17 protein-coding genes are annotated in these 17383 nt (G+C 43.0%); 3 read left to right on the forward strand and 14 right to left on the reverse strand.

Features of this window, described 5'->3' with window-relative positions; all coding sequences use genetic code 11:
* Positions 1-366 precede the first annotated feature (366 nt).
* From AA84_RS0111845 to AA84_RS0111865, 4 genes are all read right to left on the reverse strand, one after another.
* On the reverse strand, positions 367-678 hold the full coding sequence (locus AA84_RS0111845; protein ID WP_028977375.1) for a hypothetical protein: 312 nt from the start codon (positions 676-678) through the stop codon (positions 367-369).
* Positions 679-916: 238 nt separating this feature from the next.
* On the reverse strand, positions 917-2710 hold the full coding sequence (locus AA84_RS0111850; RefSeq protein WP_028977376.1) for an ABC transporter ATP-binding protein: 1794 nt from the start codon (positions 2708-2710) through the stop codon (positions 917-919).
* Entirely contained in the window at positions 2707-4464 is a 1758-nt protein-coding gene (locus tag AA84_RS0111855) for an ABC transporter transmembrane domain-containing protein (RefSeq protein WP_028977377.1), read from the reverse strand. Before AA84_RS0111855 ends, AA84_RS0111850 begins: the two co-directional genes overlap by 4 nt.
* Positions 4465-4857: 393 nt before the next feature.
* Positions 4858-5292, reverse strand: coding sequence for an Hsp20/alpha crystallin family protein (locus AA84_RS0111865; protein ID WP_028977378.1), 435 nt, complete (start codon positions 5290-5292; stop codon positions 4858-4860).
* Positions 5293-5687: 395 nt separating this feature from the next.
* Here AA84_RS0111865 and AA84_RS0111870 point away from each other — a divergent pair, with 395 nt between their 5' ends.
* Positions 5688-7790: a DNA topoisomerase III gene (locus AA84_RS0111870; RefSeq protein ID WP_028977379.1), complete on the forward strand. Its 2103-nt coding sequence runs from the start codon at positions 5688-5690 to the stop codon at positions 7788-7790.
* Between the two features lie 82 nt (positions 7791-7872).
* Here AA84_RS0111870 and AA84_RS0111875 read toward each other — a convergent pair whose 3' ends face one another.
* From AA84_RS0111875 to AA84_RS0111885, 3 genes are all read right to left on the reverse strand, one after another.
* Positions 7873-8574, reverse strand: coding sequence for an SGNH/GDSL hydrolase family protein (locus AA84_RS0111875; protein ID WP_028977380.1), 702 nt, complete (start codon positions 8572-8574; stop codon positions 7873-7875).
* Positions 8575-8679: 105 nt separating this feature from the next.
* Positions 8680-9168: a threonine/serine exporter family protein gene (locus AA84_RS0111880; protein WP_028977381.1), complete on the reverse strand. Its 489-nt coding sequence runs from the start codon at positions 9166-9168 to the stop codon at positions 8680-8682.
* 10 nt (positions 9169-9178) lie between these two features.
* Positions 9179-9964 (reverse strand): threonine/serine exporter family protein, encoded by a 786-nt coding sequence (locus AA84_RS0111885; RefSeq protein ID WP_051575340.1) that lies wholly within the window; start codon positions 9962-9964, stop codon positions 9179-9181.
* A gap of 313 nt (positions 9965-10277) precedes the next feature.
* Between AA84_RS0111885 and gpmA the strand changes: the two genes are divergently transcribed.
* Positions 10278-11021: a 2,3-diphosphoglycerate-dependent phosphoglycerate mutase gene (gene gpmA, locus AA84_RS0111890; protein ID WP_028977383.1), complete on the forward strand. Its 744-nt coding sequence runs from the start codon at positions 10278-10280 to the stop codon at positions 11019-11021.
* A 287-nt stretch (positions 11022-11308) separates the two neighbouring features.
* Here gpmA and AA84_RS19640 read toward each other — a convergent pair whose 3' ends face one another.
* From AA84_RS19640 to AA84_RS0111915, 5 genes are all read right to left on the reverse strand, one after another.
* Positions 11309-11698: a heavy-metal-associated domain-containing protein gene (locus AA84_RS19640; protein ID WP_028977384.1), complete on the reverse strand. Its 390-nt coding sequence runs from the start codon at positions 11696-11698 to the stop codon at positions 11309-11311.
* 44 nt (positions 11699-11742) lie between these two features.
* Positions 11743-11961 carry a hypothetical protein gene (locus tag AA84_RS19225; RefSeq protein WP_037563551.1) on the reverse strand — a complete coding sequence of 73 codons (219 nt, stop codon included), beginning with the start codon at positions 11959-11961 and terminating at the stop codon, positions 11743-11745.
* A gap of 68 nt (positions 11962-12029) precedes the next feature.
* Positions 12030-14171, reverse strand: coding sequence for a ferrous iron transport protein B (feoB, locus tag AA84_RS0111905; RefSeq protein ID WP_223362586.1), 2142 nt, complete (start codon positions 14169-14171; stop codon positions 12030-12032).
* A 59-nt stretch (positions 14172-14230) separates the two neighbouring features.
* Entirely contained in the window at positions 14231-14452 is a 222-nt protein-coding gene (locus tag AA84_RS0111910; RefSeq protein ID WP_028977386.1) for a FeoA family protein, read from the reverse strand.
* 22 nt (positions 14453-14474) lie between these two features.
* The gene (locus tag AA84_RS0111915) at positions 14475-14765 is read right to left on the reverse strand and encodes a FeoA family protein (protein WP_197021235.1); all 291 of its coding nucleotides are present in this window, start codon (positions 14763-14765) and stop codon (positions 14475-14477) included.
* 338 nt (positions 14766-15103) lie between these two features.
* On the opposite strand from AA84_RS0111915, the gene AA84_RS0111920 reads away from it, so the two are divergent.
* Positions 15104-16168, forward strand: coding sequence for an ATP-binding protein (locus tag AA84_RS0111920; RefSeq protein WP_028977388.1), 1065 nt, complete (start codon positions 15104-15106; stop codon positions 16166-16168).
* A gap of 261 nt (positions 16169-16429) precedes the next feature.
* Here the strand turns inward: AA84_RS0111920 and AA84_RS0111925 are convergent, their stop codons facing one another.
* Positions 16430-16720 (reverse strand): YxcD family protein, encoded by a 291-nt coding sequence (locus AA84_RS0111925; RefSeq protein ID WP_028977389.1) that lies wholly within the window; start codon positions 16718-16720, stop codon positions 16430-16432.
* A complete protein-coding gene (locus AA84_RS0111930; RefSeq protein ID WP_223362500.1) occupies positions 16708-17271 on the reverse strand; it encodes a hypothetical protein in 564 nt (187 codons plus the stop codon). Before AA84_RS0111930 ends, AA84_RS0111925 begins: the two co-directional genes overlap by 13 nt.
* Between the last annotated feature and the right edge of the window lie 112 nt (positions 17272-17383).

Below are 17383 nucleotides of genomic sequence, written 5' to 3' on the forward strand. Positions count from 1 at the left end.
GTCCCTCACATGTCCTAACTGTCCCAATTTGATGTCTTTACTGTCCCAAAAACTTGGCACAGCTGTCCCTATTCAATGGCAATATACAAAAAGCGATTGAATCAATGCTGACAGTACAGATAAAGAAGCGATGATACACGCTGCAACGTGACGATTCATGGTGAACACTCCTTAATCAATCTCTAACAAGAAACTTGTCTGCTCAATCATATGCTTAATGCTCCGCCTTGATTCCCAATCTGTTTTCGATTTTCCAGTCTTGCTGATTGTAAAAAGCAGGTTGATCCTTATTGATGATCCCCCTGCTTTACGCTTCGCTTATTTGCGTTTCATCGATACATTGCCCAATCAGAACAACCATTTTGGTTAGCTGTTTCTGTAACGCCCGGGATTTTCACGAGCATTTTCCTCAGCCAGCTGTATCTCTTCCAATAATCTCTGATGCAGAACCTGTGCTTCTTCTCCTTCAAGCACAAGTAATAATTCTTTTTTATGGATTGAAGAAAGATAGGCCATCGTTTGTGGAAGACTTTTTATTGGGAAGGTTGAGCCGCTTTCGGAAAAATAAGCACGGCAACGACTTTTTTTTAACACCTCAAATAATCGGATAATCCGCCGTAAATTGATACCTCCAGGTGAAGTGAGCGGTATTTTGATCGATGCGAATTTCTTTGCCATGTTTTCAAATCACCTCTTGCTCTATTTCTTAGACACCTTCGGCTATCTTTATTATAGAGCATCTCGCCATGCATGCAAAAGTTGACACCGTGAGAAAAACCGGGCAAAATACGCCCGGTTTTTAATCTCCAGCCATGTGTGATCGGTTCGTGTCTTTTCGGTGCTGAATCGTCGCTTCGGTTGCTCGCTTGCCGCGGGCGCACCGCGAGCCTCCTCTTATCGTCATCCATCGAAAATCTTAGGGTGATACCGAGGCAGTCTCGTCACTGCCCTTCCCATGCTGCAGCTGATACATCGTGAAATACAGCCCGCCTTTTTGCAGCAACTCTTGATGTTTTCCGCGTTCAACAATTTCTCCACGGTGCAGCACGAGGATCTGATCCGCATCCTGTATGGTCGACAGACGATGCGCAATTGCAATCGTTGTACGTCCCTTGCGCATTTTTGCCAGTGCGGTTTGAATCGCTTCCTCTGTTTCAGTATCGACGCTGGCTGTTGCTTCATCCAAAACAAGTACTTTGGGATTCAGTGCCATCGTTCTTGCAAAAGAAAGAAGCTGTCTTTGTCCGCTTGAGAACGTTGAACCGCGTTCGCCGACAGGTTCTTGGTATTGACCAGGCAGTTTCTTAATGAAGCGGTCAGCTTGAACAAATTCTGCCGCAGCTTGTACTTGGTCATCCGTAATCTCATGGTGGCTCAAACGGATATTGTCGGTTACATCGCCAACAAACATAAATGAATCTTGAAGCACCAGCCCAATCCGTTTGCGCAGTTCTTCATCAGAGAACGCAGTGAGCGGTTGACCATCAATAAAAATACCCCCGTGATGAATTGGATAAAACCGCATTAACAGGTTAATGATCGAACTCTTTCCACTCCCCGTATGCCCGACAAGCGCTACCGTTTCTCCAGGATTTGCGGTAAAGCTAATGTGCTTCAATACATCTGTTTTCCCATCATAGGAAAAGGTTACGTCACGGAATTCGATACGGCCATCGGATACTTCAGGATTTGTATCACTCTCTTGAACCGGAGCCAGACGTTGATCATCAAGCAAACCAAAGACGCGTTCAGCCGAAACCATTGCCTGTTGAAAAATGGTCAATTGCTGCATGATCTGATTAATTGGGTCAAAAAAACGATCAAGATAATTGATGAACGCATACAGAACACCGATTTTTACCACGTTATCAAACGACTGAACACCAAAGTAACTGAGAATCATGATTAAGCCAATTATATAAACGGAGTAAACGGCCGGCCTCAGCATCAAACTGTTTAGTCGAACACTTTTCAAGAGCGCTTTTTTATGATCATTGTTTATCTCACCAAATTCATTACGCAGCCTTTTTTGCTGCCGCATCGCTTGAATCATTGCCATGCCCTGAAGCGACTCATTCAGCTTTGCATTGAGCTGACTCAGTTTCACACGTGTCACACGGTAAACCTTGGAGCTTAGCGTACGGTACGCCCACATTAACAGGAGAAGAAAAGGCATCAGAATGAAACAGATTAACGCCAAGCGTACATCAAGGAAGAACATTCCGGCAAAGATACCGATCATCATAATCGTGCTGTTCACAATCGTCGACAATACGGTCACGTATAAATCCTTTATTGTTTCCGTATCATTGGTGAGACGTGAGACAAGACTGCCACCTGGAGTCTGATCAAAGAAACGGAGGCCCAGATGCTGCACTTTTGCAAACACTTGGACACGCATCATTTGAATAATATTCAAGGCAATCTTTTGAAAAGAAATGACTTGAATATAATGAAACGTTGCCGATACGGCATAAATCCCAACGAATGAAATGCCTAATAAGACAAGCGCTTCTGTTGGAAAGCGGCGCGGTGTTAAATAATCGTCGATAAAGATTTTCATGATAATCGGTCCGAGTACATCAGCACCTGTTGCAATAATTAATGCGAGAAACGCTGCCGCCACTTTCCACTTAAAGTACTTAAGATAGGACAGAAGCCGTTTCATCACGCCGCGTCCGGAAATTTTTGTATGTGTTTCCTCATTCATCCTTTCTCTCCCCCCTTCGAAACTAAGCTTTCGAGTTGCTGATGGGCGTACATCTCTGCATACCAGCCATTCTTTTTGATAAGCGCCTCATGGGTCCCGTGTTCGATAATCTTGCCTTCATCAAGAACGACAATTTGATCGGCATGTTCGACTGCACTCAAGCGGTGTGCTGAAATCAATGTCGTTTTATTGATACGTTCATGTTTCAGTGCATGAAGAATTGATACCTCAGTACGTGCATCAACCGCAGATAGAGAATCATCAAAGATTAGAATTTCCGGATCGGCAAGCAATGCCCGAGCGATCGAAATTCGCTGCTTTTGTCCTCCGGAAAGCGTAACACCGCGTTCACCAACAATGGTTTCATATCCTTCCTTAAAATGAAGAATATCTTCATGAATACTTGCCAGTTTAGCGACACGCTCAATCGCTTCGCGTGATGCATCCGGTTTTGCAAACGCGATATTTTCTGCGATTGTTGCTGAAAACAAAATATGATCCTGCGGAACATAGCCGATTGCGCTGCGCAATGCGTCCAGCTTTACAGAACGAATTGGCATCGCCCCGATGCTGATTTGACCGTCGATAACATCGAATTCACGGAGCAGCAGCCTCAGCATCGTTGTTTTTCCAGCACCAGTTTTCCCTACAATCCCCAACGTCTGCCCCTGTTCTACGGTGATGTGAATATCGGAGAGTACCTTCGCCTGATTGCCCGGGTAAGAATATTCCTTAATAGCATAAGCAATGGCGCCGCTCGGTACGTCTTCTGATGCACCTTTTTGATCCGTGATCTCCGGCTTTATCGCCAGGAGCTTATGGATTCGATCATAGGACGCGCTCCCGCGTTCAACAATATTAAACAAGAAGCCGAAAGCAAGCATCGGCCAGACCAATTGACCTAGATACAGGGTAAAGCTGGTCAAACTGCCAAGGGTCATCGAACCTTGCATGACAAACACCGAGCCGAAAATCAATGCAAGAAAATAACAGAAAGCGACAATAAACGTAATCGTTGGATCGAACAAAGAATCGACTTTAGCAACAGCAATATTTTTATCAACCACATCACGAGACGCCTTGCGAAATAACTGAATTTGCGCCTCTTCTTCACCGAATGCTTTAATCACCCGGACGCCCGACACGTTTTCTTGAACTTTATCATTGAGGTCGGAAAACGCTGCCTGCGCTTTACCAAATCGCTGATGCAGTAAATTTCCATAATGCATCGTCAAGATAACCATAATCGGCATCGGCAACAATGTAATGAGTGTTAGCTTCCAATTGATCAGAACCGACATGGTTACAATGACCATACCACCCATGGTGATTGAATCGATTAAGGTCAGAATTCCTTCGCCTGCTGCATTTTGAACAGCATTGATGTCATTGGTTGCATGGGCCATTAAATCGCCAATACGCCGTTTTTGAAAGAAATTTGGCGAAAGCTTCGTAAAGTGCTTATACAAGCTGTTCCTCAATTGATTCGCAAGGATGATTGAAGAACCAAAGATCCATTGGCGCCAAATATAACCGCAAGCATAATAGATAATACCAATAATGATAAGAAACAAGATCCAACTGATTAGCGTCGTTGGGGTTAAACTTCTTGTTCGGATGTCGTCAACCAAGACGCCGACAACATAAGGCGGGATCATTGAAAGAAAACTGGAAAGCATAAGAAAAATAATTCCGAAACCGTATTTCATGCGTTCTTGCTTGAAAAACCACCATAAATCAAAAAATATGTGCACACCGTCAACCTCCTTGTCAAACCAACCGTTTCGTGAGCAATTCGCACAAAAAAAGCCACAGGAGAATTAAAATTCTTTCTCCCATGGCTTTATCGAGACAGCAAAGCGCTTTAATCTGCCGTTTTGGTCTTCATTCGTGCCGAGGGAAAGAGTTGAACGTCAAAACATCAGGATAATTCATTCCATGAAGTCCTTTAATCATTAAATGTCTATTCATGACGTTCCCCTCCTTCTCGTTTAAAAAATGAATGATTATATTATATAATTAATTAAAATTGAAGTAAATAGCGAGTTGAATGAATTTTAAACAAATAAAAATAAAGCGCAAATTTTGCTGCTCATGTACGAAAACATAAAAGGAGAAGAACATCATCGTTCTTCTCCTTTTATGTTTTAATTTATGTTAATTTCTTTACGATTTGACTTTTTAGTTTCTTTTTTCGGGAGTGTGATGCCGAGCACGCCATCGCTAAACTCAGCTTTAATCGCGTCTTCATTAACATCATCAAACCTAAACCGCCTCGTATAAGAACCTGTAGCACGTTCTTTACGAATGAAGCTACCGTCCTCTGCTTTTTCATCTGACCGCTGCTCACGTGACGCGTCGACGGTGAGTATGCCTTGACTAAAACCAATATGGATGTTCTCTTTGTTGAATCCCGGAAGATCCATTTTCACATCATAAGCGTCAGGACGTTCCTGAACGTCCGCTGCAAATGGTTGAAGACTGTTATTCCGAGAGAAGTTATGCCCCCATTCATCAAACCAGGAAGGTAAAAAGTCAAAGAATCCGTCATGATCTTTTCTTGTTGGGTATAATGTTGCCATGATCAATTCCTCCTTAATTGTTTCAAAGTTCTCTTGATCTCAAAACGATTCTTTTGTCTCATTTGATGCATCTTTCGATCACATCGCTTACCGCCCCTTTGCGTACGGGTTGAATCTAAGCACCGGGGATTAGAACATGATCACGTTCAACCCTTACAGCTTTATTATAGCATTTGGTCAATAAAGGTCAACTATAAATTTGATCTTCACTGACCTTTTATTCCACTGAAATTATACGCGTCGTCCGTTATAATAATACATATTGATGGGAGCCAAAGCGGTGAGACTCCTGCAGGAACAGCGACCAGATTCGCAGTCGCCCGCGGAAAGAGAGGCTATGAAGCGGAAATCAACAGACTCATTTTACAAAGCATAACAGGAAAGGAATTAAATCTATGTCTAAAGCTTTAGTACTGGCTGAAAAACCTAGTGTAGGAAGAGAAATTGCTCGTGTACTGGGCTGTAAAAAAAAAGAACGGCATTATATCGAAGGCGATCGTTATCTCGTTACTTGGGCACTAGGTCATCTTATTGAATTAAAAATGCCGGAAGAATATGATCAAAAATACAAAACATGGCGCATTGAAGACCTGCCGATTATACCCAATAAAATGGAAACGCGGCCGATCAAACAAACCCGCGCTCAGTTCCAGGCAATCAGCAAATTGGCCAAGCGCAAGGATCTGGACAGCTTGATCATCGCAACGGATGCCGGAAGAGAAGGCGAGCTCGTCGCCCGCTGGATTATTAAGACGATTCGCTGGCACAAGCCGATCAAAAGGCTTTGGATCTCGTCCCAAACTGATAAAGCGATTCAAGATGGCTTTCAACACCTGAAACCCGCCAAAGATTACGACCAGCTTTATCAATCGGCTGTTTGCAGATCTGAAGCCGACTGGCTGATCGGCCTGAATGTTTCTCGTGCCCTAACCGTCAAATATAATGATTCCTTGTCGGCAGGTCGTGTTCAAACACCTACGCTGTCTATGCTCCTTGAACGCGAAAATGCGATCCGCACGTTTAAGCCCAAGCCTTATTGGGTACTTGGCGTTGATGTTGGTGGATATACAGCGACGTGGCAATGTGCAGATCAAAATCGCATCTTATCAAAGGAGCATGTAGATAAGCTAAAAGCTAAAATTTCCGGACATCCCGCCATTGTCCGACGAGTAACGGTTAAAAACAAACATGAGCGCCAGCCGCTCCCGTATGACTTAACCGAATTGCAGCGTGACGCAAACCGTAAGTTTGGCTTTTCAGCCAAAAAAACATTGAATGTTCTGCAGAACCTTTACGAACACCATAAGATCGTGACCTATCCAAGAACAGATTCTCGCTATTTGACTCCCGATATTGCTTCAACAATGCCTGAGCGCTTAAAAGCTGTCTCATCGATGTATGGAGGCGAAATACGTTCGATTCTGCATAAACAAAAAGGAAAAGCCCTTGCTAAATTTGTATATAATGAATCAAAGGTCAGCGATCATCATGCATTGATCCCTACAGAACAGCCCGTATTTATTAGTGATCTGTCGGACGATGAACGCCGTCTCTTCGACTTAGTTGTACGTCGCTTCCTTGCACTGTTTTATCCGCAGTATCAGTATCGCAGCATCCATGCCGAACTTGATATCAACGGTGAGTCGTTCATATTAAACGTCTCTGAACAGACCGATCTTGGATTTAAGCAGCTGAACGCTCCATCAGAGGCGCCACAGCCACAAGCGAAGCTGCGCTTAACCCAAGCACAGCAACTGCAGGTTCGTCACATTCGCGTTGAAGATAAAATGACAGAGCCCCCGGCAAGATTTTCAGAAGCCGATCTCTTAACAAAAATGGAAAAGTATGGACTGGGCACACCTGCGACACGCGCCGATATTATCGAAAAGCTGCTTCAGGCTGAATCCGTTCAACGAATGAATGGACGACTTTGTCCTACAGCAAAAGGAAAACAATTGATTGATCTCGTTAATAACGATCTAAAGTCGGCAGCACTGACTGCAGAATGGGAACACCAGCTGGAGCACATCGCTAAGGGCAAGGGAAATCCACAGCATTTCATGACAAAAATACGTAAAAAAACGCAACAACTCATTAATGAAGTGAAAGATAGCGAAAAAACATATAAAATTCAAAATTTAACGGGTTCAAAATGTCCTGAATGCGGCTCATTAATGAAAGAGGTTCACGACCGCGATGGGGCACGCATTCTTGTATGTATTAACCGCGAGTGCGGTTATCGCAAGCGCAAGGACCCCAAGCTTTCAAACAAACGCTGTCCAACATGTCATAAACGAATGGAAATGCATCACGGTAAAGCTGGTCTCTATTTTCAATGTCGCTCATGTGGAATCATTGTAAAGGCAGACGAGTTGAAGCAAAAGGCAAACAAAAAAGAAACGCGGCGCCTGCTCCATCAAATGAACAAAGAAAGCGAACCGATCGGAAATCGTTTGGCCGATGCATTAAAAGCTGCAATGAAAGAGAAAAACGAGTAAGAAAAAAGCCGAAAGGCTTTTTTTCTTACTCGTTTAAAAGGCATCCGAGCACATTCCTGCACTCGATTCTTTCTCTCACATGTTAATTTAACAGGCGCATCTTGCACCATGATTTTTTCAGATCAGGAATATACGAGGATACAATTTCGGCCATAACCTGATAGCCTTTTGCGGTAGGATGTAGTCCATCCTCGTTAATTAAATCACTAAAGCTTCCTTTTTTCTTGAACGCAGAGCGAACATCAATCAGTTTTACTCCCGATTTATCACAAAAATCCTTAAGTGCGCGGTTGTACATTCCATGCCAATGCTCGATTCCGCCGCACAATCCGATCCAATGACCGATTGAATGGCTGTAGTGCTTCATCAATGTCGCGTAGTATCGCGCAGGATCTAACGGTAATAGGCTCAGCACAACCGGCAGCGCACCGGACTCTGATATCCGTTGAATCATCACGGAAAGATTCGAAAGATAGCGTTCTAGCGGCACAATCGGTACATGTTCCGAATCCGGAAGCTTCGCCACTTGATCCCAATGAAAATTACAATCGTTCCCGCCGATATTAATGAGCACAAGATCCGGGTGTTCATCGAGCACATCAGCGTCCAGCCTCTTGATCAAAAGGTCGGAGTTATCGTTAAATACACCCTTATTCACAACTTCATCTTCTTCGCCTAAAGAGCGTTGCAGAAGTGCAGGGTAATTATTACGAATGATTTTAAAACGACCACGTATAAACGTAATTCCACGCGTCACACTGTCACCAAAACAAATCAATTTCATGACTGCTACCCTCCTTGCGGCTGGCTTCCCTGTATTCCAGTCTTCTATTATTGCCTACATAGTAACAAATAGAAAGGAGAATGAACAGTTCTATTGAGAAATAATTTACTTTTTTGAAAGAAATATCCGTTTGCCTGTTTTTTGGGGAACCATTTCCTTAATTTTTTGTACAAGTTGATAGATCACTTCTGCAAGCACCAGCCCCATTGCAATGGCTCCAGATAAAACAAATACTTTTTCTGCAAAATAAATCGCAATATCGTAATTATTATCAACGGCACGACTCATGACCGAATAAGACAGTCCCCCCGGAACCAAGGGGATAATCCCCGATACACTATATAGGGTAACCGGATTCTTCCAAAGCCGAGCAGCAACCTGACTCATCATTGCGATCACCAATGAAGCTGCAAAAGTCGCGAGCAAATCACTGCCTGTATTTTGGAACAGAAAAAAGTAGATCAGCCAACCGATCATTCCGATCAATCCACCATGCAGAAGCGGTTTAAAGGGAATATTAAAAATGATTCCGAAGGCACAAGTGGCAAGATAACTGGCAATCGACTGGACACAAATCACTGTAAACAGTTGCACGCAAGTCACCTCAATTAAAGACAAGCGCTGCAGTTACACCTATGCCAATTGCAAAGGCAGTAAGTCCTGCTTCCGCACTTTTCGATAGTCCGGCGACTAAATCGCCAGCCATAATATCTTTCACAGCATTCGCAATCGGCACCCCTGGAACAAGTGGCATCACTGCGCCAATAATAATCTTGTCAATCTGAAACCCGAAACCTGTCTTGATACTGACGAGAGCGATCCCGCCAATGATCACTGAAGACATAAATTCTGAAAAGAACTTCGCCTTCGATAGCTTGTGAAAATAAATCATACCGGCTTGGCCAGCCCCGCCGGCAATAAATGCAGGCAGCACATCATGCCATTGTCCTAAGAACATCAGTAAAAAGCTGCTGCTGGCAACGGCTGCTGCGAAAATCTGCAACGGCACTGAGTAGGCGACAGTCGATCGATTTACACGCGATAATTCACGATGAAGTGTTCTTAAATTGATTTCGCCTTGAGCGACCTGCCTTGATAAGGTATTGACTTCAGTCACCTTACGCAAATTCGTAGCACGATCTCTTATGCGGACAAGCTGAGTAACATCGTGATTCTCAATTGAGAAAATAATTCCTGTTGGCGTGACGAAACTTTGTGCTTCGTGAACCGCGAAGCTGTTTGCTATACGGTTCATCGTATCTTCCACACGAAATGTTTCAGCTCCATTTTGCAATAAAATCTTTCCTGCCAACACACACACCGTTGCAACTTCATGTAAAAAAACTTCTCTGCTGTTCATCATTTGATGATCGTTTAAGAAACCATCCATAGTCTCGACTTCTCTCTCTATATTTTTGAGTATGCCCATTATAATATGAGCCTTAACGGTTAACAAGACTTTCACATTGTTTTAAAGGATGATAAATGTAAAAGAGCTAAAAGCATGGTATAATGATTGATGAAAAAATCACTGATTCGTCATTCTATGCCGCTTGACGCGAGTGATTTGAGTAAAATGGCTTCATCACGTCGATACTTTATATGCATGCTTGATGGCAATGATTGGTGACCCCATCTTCATTCGTTGCGCCTCGCTGTATGGCTTATCGATTGTTAAAATTTGAGAGGAGTGTTTTCCACTAATGATCAAACTCGTATTGATCAGGCACGGACAAAGTGCTTGGAACCTTGAAAACCGTTTTACCGGTTGGACAGATGTTGATTTAACAGAAAAAGGCGAACAAGAAGCAACTGAAGCAGGAGAAATTCTGAAGAAAAATGGCTACACATTTGACCAAGCATATACTTCCGTACTTACAAGAGCAAACCACACGTTATGGAATGTACTTCATGCATTGAATTTAACTTGGATTCCTGTTGAACATTCTTGGCGCTTGAACGAACGTCATTACGGCGCACTTCAGGGTCTGAACAAAGCTAAAACAGCTGAAAAGTACGGCGCAGATCAGGTACATATCTGGAGACGTTCTGCCGACGTTAAGCCGCCGGCACTTGAAAAAGATGACGAACGTTTTGTTGCACAGTTAAACGATCCTCGCTATGCGGATCTTTCTGAAGCAGAACAACCACTGACTGAAGATCTTCTGGATACGGTTGACCGTGTACTCGTTTACTGGAATAAAGAAATTGCTCCACAAATCGAAGCAGGCAAAAAAATCATCATTGCCGCTCACGGCAACTCGCTGCGTGCACTTGTGAAACACCTTGACAATGTTGATGCCGATACGATTGTCGGCTTGAACATCCCTACAGGCACTCCACTGGTTTACGAATTGGATGATAATCTCAAACCGCTCAATCGCTATTACCTGACTGCTGATGGACCGAGCGATAAAGAAGTTCTGCCGTCTGCAGAAACAAAATAACGATCGCTTGCTTCGCACCCCGAACTGGTTCGGGGTGTTTTTTCATTCGTAAAATAAAAAAATCCCCTGATAAGAATCAGGGGAAAATCGGGATGTCGGTAAACGAAAGATACAAATTTCACCGTGATGGGCTTCCGGTGAATGTACCGCCGCCTATCCCAAAAATAACTGGGTAACCATGCAAGGTGCAAAGTATTATGATGGGCATTAATCGCTCATAACAATGATATTGTAAACCCTTTCTTATAAAATGTAAAGGCTATCATTTCTTTTTCAGGATAATTTGTTTAAAGGCTACGGTGCCCGCTCTGAGGCAAGAAATCCACCTTCAATACGGTGTACCCTGCTTTGGCAACAGCACCGCATAGCAACGACTCAGGCAATGGTCTTTTCATACGTACTAGAGCTTCTTTCTGATCCAAACGAACCGTGGCACACACACCTTCTATGGAACACAATCCATTTTCGATCTTCCGCGCACAATTTTGACAGGTCATCCCATCAATGTGCAACAGCGATCTGTATGGATAGTCTCTGCACTTATCGCCCTTTATTTTAACCTTCTTCAACCGCTGGATGTCATTGCCGCAACAACCGTTGCGCTGCCTTTTCCACGCACTTCGACAAGCAAACAAAACGAAAACGAATAATAAGGCACTAATAATGACCGTCGCCAATCCGCCCAGATCCTTTCTTTATTGATTCTTCTTACTCCTTTTCCCTATCGGCGAATCATTCCTCTTAGCTCAGATCGTTTCAATTTTTGAATTTGAACCGGCTTGCATTGATTTAATGCTGCGTTCCGGCGCAAATCTTTAATGGGACAGTTGCCGCTTAATCCACAATCCGTACACGATCCTTTGCTCTTTATTGCATGGCGAATGGCCAGAGCAAATAATACAAGTAATAAAATAAAAACGATTAAGGTTTGACTATTCATAAATGCCGCTTCCTTTCATCGTGATTTAGCGCGTTGTCCAGGGGTTCATCACTTGCCGTCTAACTCATTTAAGCACCGGCATGCTGCCCTCTGTCCAAAATCATTTTATTCGCTGCAGGGACCGGCCGTACGAGCAAATAAATGGCAATACCAATAATGACCAGCGCGAGCACAGCGCCAAAACCAAAGGAATGACCCAGGAATAGGACACTGCCAAGCTGATAGGTGACAAAGCCGAGCGCATAGCCAAGCAGCACCTGATAACCCAGTGCGATCATCGTCCATTTTATCCCGCCCATTTCTCTGCTTGTTGCACCAATTGCCGCAAAACACGGCGGATTGAAGAGGTTGAACAGCATAAATGAGAGCGCACTGACGCCTGTAAACATCGAACCGATTCCAGCAATAACTGCTCGTGTATTTTCTTCGTCTGCTACTCCGTTCAGCACTGCGAGGGTACCAATCGCATTTTCTTTGGCAACTAGAGCACTTATCGTTGCGACAGTCCCCTTCCAAGAACCGAATCCAAGCGGGGCGAATACCCAGCTAATTGTATTGCCGAGTCCGGCTAGAATACTATGATCCACATCTTCAACCATTCGCAAATTCCAACCAAATGAGGAAAGGAACCAAATTAATCCGCAGGCAATAAAGATGATCGTACCGGCCTTAACAATAAAATGTTTGCTGCGTTCCCACATATGAATCAAAACACCTTTTAGCGACGGTAAATGATAGGCAGGCAATTCCATGACAAAAGGTGCCGGTTCTCCGGCAAACATTTTGGTCTTTTTCAAAATGATTCCGGAAAAGGCAATCATGGCGATACCCAATAGATACATCGTTGGTGCAACCCATGAGGAATGATGGAAGAACGTCGCGACAAACATGGTTATAATTACCATTTTAGCTCCACAAGGGATAAACGTAGTCAGCATAATCGTCATTCTGCGATCATGATCGTTTTCAATTGTTCTTGTAGCCATGATTCCAGGTACGCCGCATCCTGAACTGATTAAAATAGGGATAAACGACTTTCCAGATAAGCCAAAGCGGCGGAACAGCCGATCCATGATGAAGGCAACTCGCGCCATATACCCGGAATCCTCCAAAAGAGAAAGAAAGAAAAACAGAATCATCATTTGCGGGACAAAGCCCAACACCGTCCCTACTCCGCCGATAATTCCATCAACAATTAGACCGTTCAGCCAGTCAGCCGTCCCAATAGAATTCAGCAGATGCGTTGCACCCTCAGTCACCCATGTACCAAACAAAGTATCGTTTGTCCAATCGGTGACAATTGATCCAAGCGTAGTCACCGAAACATAATAAACAAACCAAATCATTGCGATAAATATAGGGAGTGAAAGGAAACGATTGGTAACAACCCGGTCAATTCGGTCTGAAATAGTCAGCTTTTTTTCGAACCTATGTACTGAATGACGCACAATTTGTTCAATATATTCATAACGCTCGTTCGTTATGATGGATTCACCGTCGTCTTCCATACGGTCTTCAACTTCTCTTATTGTCGTTTCCACATTTTCCAACCTATCGTCAGGTAACGGATGAGCAGCGAGTACTTTTTCGTCGCGTTCAAAATATTTAATGGCGTACCAGCGCAGTCGAGTCGGATCAACTTGTTTACTAATCGATGCAGAGATCGTTTCAAGCGTATCTTCAACAGGCTTGCTAAAGATCGGTTTAGGCACAAGCACCTTCCCTTTTTTAGCAAGTTCAATCGCTTTAAATGCCGCTTCTTTGGAGCCGACGCCTTTAACCGCAGACGTTTGAACAACTGGACAGCCGAACGCTTTCTCGAGTTGCTGAACATTGATTCGATCGCCATTCTTTTTCACAACATCCATCATATTAATGGCAAGCACGACCGGAATACCCAGTTCAATGATCTGGGTGGTCAGATACAGATTACGTTCTAAATTGGTTCCATCGATAAGATTAATGATCGCGTCCGGATGGTCATTGAGCAGATAATTTCGACTAACCACCTCTTCAAGCGTATAGGGAGACAGAGAATAAATGCCCGGTAAATCAGTGATTACAATATCTTTGCGCCCTTTTAATTTTCCCTCTTTTTTTTCGACCGTTACCCCTGGCCAGTTGCCGACATACTGACTGCTGCCGGTGAGATCATTAAACAGCGTTGTTTTTCCACAATTGGGATTCCCGGCTAAAGCAATTTTCAACATCAATTCAAATGCCTCCTTTAGATGCTTCATAAGATTGAGCAGACCAATATGTCCGCAGCTCAGACAAGCTCAATGCTTTCTGCTTCCACTTTACGAATGGACAGTTCATATCCGCGCACATTAATTTCGACAGGATCGCCCAGCGGAGCAATTTTTCGAATAAATAATTGCGTTCCTTTGGTGATCCCCATGTCCATGATCCGTCGACGTAGCGCTCCTTTTCCATGCACCCGTGCAACAACGACGGTCTCACCCGGTTTTGCTTCTTTTAATGTTTTCATGATCAATGCCTCCAATTTTCTATCAAGCAGTCATCACACGTCTTGCCATGACCCTGCTCACCGCAAGACGTGTTCCTTTCAAAGAAACAATGACATTTCCATCTGTCTCTGTGATTACAGTGACTTCAGCATTTTCGACAAATCCAAGATTTATCAGGAAACGACGTGTTTCATCTTTGCCGCAAACACATTTCACCCGAACGCTTTCGCCTTTGTGAATAAGACTCAATGGAACTGCATGGGTACATCTCGGTTGTGAAATGGGTTGATGACAATTCAATCCATCAAATGCACGCGAACTATTCTGATCCAAAATCAATCACTTCCTCATCAAATGGGGTTCATCCATTACTAAAGGTTATTAAATAAAAACGAAAATCGAGAAATACCTATGTTCACTGAATTCGCAAAATCTTGATAATGATAATTGTTATCAATTAAATAGTAATGGATGAAAAGCGTGATAACAATCAATAGTCGTGAACAATTTTTGACGATTCTTTATCTCCTATCCTTATCTTTCTTTTTTTCGACGCATTATAAACTTTTTTCCCAAATTCAAACAAAATAATAGAAATAATTCAAGAAAGTGTGACATACATATTTACAAATATGACCAATAAACCTATCATTTTCTTAGGAGGCATATCTATGTCGGGAAACAGAAATTCGATTGATTTAAATTTTAAAAAAATGATCGATCAAATCGCGGATGCAATTCTCGTCCTTAGTGATGAGACCATTGTCTATTCAAATCGATCTGCTAATCAAATACTCTCGTTTGACGAACGAACACCGCTGAGCGGCATATCCATTGGTATGTTTGTGAACCCCGAGGATATGCCTTTGCTGCGCGATGCGCTCACCAAGATCACTACCTGTCAATCAGAGAAGCATTCGCTTCAGCTAACCATCCATTCCAGTAATAATTTTAAACTCCCTGCGCTCATTAATGTTCAGCTTCTTCAAGCGTGTGACTCCTTAGTCCAGCTGTCAATTCATGACATCAGTGCCCGCAAAGCTGCAGAAGAGAGCATGATTCAATCAGAAAAACTATCGGTGATCGGTGAATTGTCGGCAGGGATCATCCATGAGATTCGAAATCCGCTAACTTCAATTAAAGGATTTTTGCAATTAATGCAAACGAGCGAAAAACTCAATAAAGACTACTTAGAAATAATTATGCGTGAAATTGAACAAATAGAAAAGATTACAACTGAATTACTCTATTTCACCAAACCGAAAAGCGATCGCTTTACAAAGATTAATCTGACAACCATAGCACAGGAAAGTGTGCGCTTATTTGAAACGCAAACACTGAAACGAAACATTAAAATGTGTTTGGAAGCAGATAATGCCGACGACGGACACTGCTTGTATGGCGATAAAACGCAGTTGAAACAAGTATTCGTCAACCTGATCAAAAATGCTCTTGAAGCAACACCCAAAGGCGGAACGATTTCAATACTGCTTTCTTCAACAGCAAATACCGAGGAGATCTCGATTCAGGATACAGGCTCCGGCATACCTGAGCCATTAATTCATAACCTTGGCAGATCGTTTTTCACAACAAAAGCAACAGGAACCGGTCTTGGCTTGATGGTGACCTATACCATCGTAAAAAATCATAATGGCTCTGTCCACGTTCAAAGCGAAGAAAATAAGGGAACAACCTTTCAACTAAGTTTTCCTAAATGGAAACAACAAGACGATTGATTCATCATTCCGGGACATGTTCCTTCAAAACAAGGAAGACTCTCAAACCTGTATCTGCATGCCTCGCTTCTCTTAGCAGCTAAACAATAGGGTAAAAGATGGATACGGACCGGACGTGGTGTGAGACTCTTGAAGAATCGTACACTGTTGATTCGAGAAACCGTCATTCACCATACATTGGATGTCTTCTTGAGACCCCCCCTCACAAAAAATGTCCCAACTCATAAAATGAGTTGGGACATTTGCGTTCACCGTTTTCATTTAGCTTTTGTATTGAGCAATAATTCCCTGCTCTTCATCCAATTCTAAACGCAACGATCCATATGGATCCACGTGCCTTTCAGTATCCAGCCAAAAGCGCAACGCTTCAATAATATTTGATTCAACAAGGATCTGCTTTCGAGCACCGACATATGCCTCAGCAGAAAAACCATAATCATCATCATAAAGAAGCTCAACTTGAATCGATTCTGGGGTCCTATCCTTTTTATTTGCTAAATAAAGGCATAGACTATTTACGATGTCCTGCTCAGAGATTGTCATCGTGTCCATCGGTTTGAATCCTCAGATCGTTTCTTTCTAAAACTTGTAATAATGTAACGAAATAAAGCGATGATCACAAGAATTGCAATTAAATTAATTAAAAATCCTGCCATCATGCCAAATCCGCCCATGTGTGAAAGAAGACTGCCAAATAAAAATCCAGACAAACCGCCGAAAATCATCCCGCGCATAAAACCGCCGCCCGTGAAACTTCTTGCCGAAGTTCCTGTTTTAGCCTTCTGCGTCCGGTTGCTTTTAAAGAATGAAGTCGTTCCGCTGCCGCGGTTTGAATTAAAGCTTTTTACTCCAGAACGGTATCCTTTTGCGCTCACTTGCTGATCATGACTTTGGAAAACCAGATCACCAGCCGGGCTAAAAATCAAAGCCAAAGCTAAAAAGGCAGCCATAAGTTTTTTCATCAGTAAGAACCATCCTCCTATTTGCATATCATCTGCTGATAATACTAATACGTTTTCTCTTGAAAAAGGTTTCACAATTAAAGCTATAGAGGCAATCGTTACCTCTCTATCATAACACCGGCATGCAGGATAAAAAAACATTTTAATTCGGCTATTGATCAGCCGCTATGTGTAAAATGTTTCTCGGGGGATAAATTTGATGTGGGCGTAAGAGGATGCGATGGCATGCAGTTCTTTCTTTATTTCTTTTTAG

It is taken from the genome of Sporolactobacillus terrae DSM 11697, from assembly GCF_000648615.1.
Lineage (GTDB): Bacteria > Bacillota > Bacilli > Bacillales > Sporolactobacillaceae > Sporolactobacillus > Sporolactobacillus terrae.

What these genes read in the sequence shown, in the direction of transcription:
- AA84_RS0111845 (WP_028977375.1), bottom strand. Translation starts at nt 678, where the DNA reads ATGGCAAAGAAATTCGCATCGATCAAAATACCGCTCACTTCACCTGGA.
- AA84_RS0111850 (WP_028977376.1), bottom strand. Translation starts at nt 2,710, where the DNA reads ATGAATGAGGAAACACATACAAAAATTTCCGGACGCGGCGTGATGAAA.
- AA84_RS0111865 (WP_028977378.1), bottom strand. Translation starts at nt 5,292, where the DNA reads ATGGCAACATTATACCCAACAAGAAAAGATCATGACGGATTCTTTGAC.
- AA84_RS0111870 (WP_028977379.1), top strand. Translation starts at nt 5,688, where the DNA reads ATGTCTAAAGCTTTAGTACTGGCTGAAAAACCTAGTGTAGGAAGAGAA.
- AA84_RS0111875 (WP_028977380.1), bottom strand. Translation starts at nt 8,574, where the DNA reads ATGAAATTGATTTGTTTTGGTGACAGTGTGACGCGTGGAATTACGTTT.
- AA84_RS0111885 (WP_051575340.1), bottom strand. Translation starts at nt 9,964, where the DNA reads ATGGATGGTTTCTTAAACGATCATCAAATGATGAACAGCAGAGAAGTT.
- gpmA (WP_028977383.1), top strand. Translation starts at nt 10,278, where the DNA reads ATGATCAAACTCGTATTGATCAGGCACGGACAAAGTGCTTGGAACCTT.
- AA84_RS19225 (WP_037563551.1), bottom strand. Translation starts at nt 11,961, where the DNA reads ATGAATAGTCAAACCTTAATCGTTTTTATTTTATTACTTGTATTATTT.
- feoB (WP_223362586.1), bottom strand. Translation starts at nt 14,171, where the DNA reads ATGTTGAAAATTGCTTTAGCCGGGAATCCCAATTGTGGAAAAACAACG.
- AA84_RS0111910 (WP_028977386.1), bottom strand. Translation starts at nt 14,452, where the DNA reads ATGAAAACATTAAAAGAAGCAAAACCGGGTGAGACCGTCGTTGTTGCA.
- AA84_RS0111920 (WP_028977388.1), top strand. Translation starts at nt 15,104, where the DNA reads ATGTCGGGAAACAGAAATTCGATTGATTTAAATTTTAAAAAAATGATC.
- AA84_RS0111925 (WP_028977389.1), bottom strand. Translation starts at nt 16,720, where the DNA reads ATGGACACGATGACAATCTCTGAGCAGGACATCGTAAATAGTCTATGC.
- AA84_RS0111930 (WP_223362500.1), bottom strand. Translation starts at nt 17,271, where the DNA reads ATGTTTTTTTATCCTGCATGCCGGTGTTATGATAGAGAGGTAACGATT.